At 42.5% G+C, this 2,192-nt stretch carries 2 protein-coding genes; both read left to right on the forward strand.

The window, feature by feature from the left end; genetic code table 11:
• Positions 1-1,467: tetratricopeptide repeat protein (locus RMO79_RS11740; protein WP_310483348.1), on the forward strand; the 1,467-nt coding region annotated here is incomplete at its 5' end.
• A 75-nt stretch (positions 1,468-1,542) separates the two neighbouring features.
• The coding region (locus RMO79_RS11745; protein ID WP_310483349.1) for a hypothetical protein at positions 1,543-2,192 on the forward strand (650 nt) is incomplete at its 3' end.

Raw genomic sequence — 2,192 nt, forward strand, 5'->3', positions numbered from 1 at the left:
CAGTGGCAACTCAATCCTGGTTATGTTTTCGATCGCGAACAAGGGAAATTTCAAACTCAAAATAGACAATCATTTGGTAACGGTTACAACATTATTTATAGCAGTATCAGTTATGGCGGGATGAGCGGTGGTGGAGTCTTCGATACTGCTGGCAGAGTTATCGGCATTCATGGCAGAGCCGAACAGACTCAGGACGTGATGTTAGGCAATAGTCAAGGTATATCAATCCAAACCCTCATCGCTCTAGCACCACGACTGCAACTCAATCCTAAATTACTGAAAACTGCCAAAACTCCTGTTCCAGCATTAACCCCTCTCGCACTAAAAACCATCGAGATGGCAATGGTAAATTTAGCCCAACCTACACCTGAAGACACTGGCGAACGCTGGCTGACTTATGGTAATCAACTGTATCGAACTAAACAATTCGAGAAATCTGTAACTGCCTTCGACAAAGCAATCGCTAAAGGTCAGAGCCTAACTGGAAGTTATGGTAAAGCATTATCACTATACGATTCAGGCAGATTGGATCTAGCTAGTGCTGCCATTGCCAAAGCGATCGCGGCAGTGCCAGTCAAAGAACGTGCCAATTATTACTACTTATGGAAATGGCAAAGCGTAATCTTTAGGTTCCGAGAACAGTACGCATCAGCGTTAGAGTCGATCGATACAGCAATTAAACTGGAGCCACAAGATCGAACATTAGTAGAAGAAAAAGCATTGATTTTATCAAATCGAAAACAGTACGCAGAAGCAATGAAAATTTATGACAACATGATTCGCGAGCGAGAAGAAGCTGGTGCTTACCTTGGGCGAGGTAATGTTAAATCGGCTCTAGGAGATAAAGGGGGAGCGATAGTTGATTATGAACGGGCGATTAAAATTAATCCTAACTATGCTATGGCTTATATGAATAGGGGCATAGCTAAACATGAACTGTTTGATATAAAGGGCGCGATTGCTGATTACGATAGAGCGATAAAAATTAATCCTAACTATGCTGATGTTTACTATAGTCGAGGCGCGGCTAAACTTGCTCTAGGGGATAACCAAGGAGGGTTTGCCGATTTAGATCGCACAATTAAAATCAATCCTGACTCTGCTTTTTTCCACTACATGCGAGGGACTGCCAAATTATCTCTAGGGGATAACCAGGGAGCGATGGCTGATTTCGATCGCACCATTAAAATTGAGCCTGACCTTGCTGAGGCTTACAATAATCGAGGTGTGGCTAAATTTAATCTGGGAGATAATAAGGGGGCGATCGCTGATTATGAACGGGCAATTAAAATTAAGCCTCAATATGCTCAGGCTTACGAGAATCGCGGTGTAGCTAAATCTGGTTTGGGCAATAACCAGGGGGCAATTATCGATTTGAGTAAAGCTGCTGAATTATTTCGCCAACAGGGGCAGATGAATTTATATCAAAAAACGATGGGGCTAATTGCTGCGTTGAAGGCAAGTTAGGGCGATATCTCGATCGTCGATTTATTCCTTTGCGATCTCCACATATTTCACCAAACTTTATTCCAGTAAAAAGCGATGAAATTATTTCCAACTCAGCTAGGTGTCATGACAATACTTGTCGGGATATTAATGCCGATTCCGGTACTCAGTCACAGCCTAAATCAAACAGAAGCGATCGAACAACCTCGTTCAATGGTGTTGGCGCAAGTAGCTAGTTATCGCTATTTAGTAGATGCAGCTAACAAAGAAGAAAAGCTGGCAACTCAGGCATCCGATAACTTTTTTGCAACATTCAAGCAATTTCTAAACACACCCGGAAATCGATCTCTTAATAACGCCCTCATCCAAACATCTGGGCAAGCAGCAGTTTATCTTCAACGATGTGGCGAATTGGGGCTACAAAGCCTTCCCTACTATGCTGCCGATCCATCAGCACAAACCGCATTAGACACCACGTATCGGATTCAGTTGGAACTAGCTCAGATTTTTCGGAACTATAATCAACTTTCCATCCAGACTCGCAGTGCCATTCAAGCTAATGATGGTGCTAAAGCGAGGGTGTTAGGGACTAAATTTGCCATGCTCGATGAAAAAAGAGCGCAGTTAATTCAAATCAGCCAACAAATTGCTCAAGCTTATATAAATCGTAGCAATGCGGTAAATGCTCAATTAATTAATAATTTCAATACCCAAATGAGGAATGGTGTCATTCAAAGAGGTCGAGC

The sequence above is a fragment of the Chamaesiphon sp. VAR_48_metabat_403 genome, from assembly GCF_031422475.1.
Classification (GTDB): domain Bacteria; phylum Cyanobacteriota; class Cyanobacteriia; order Cyanobacteriales; family Chamaesiphonaceae; genus Chamaesiphon.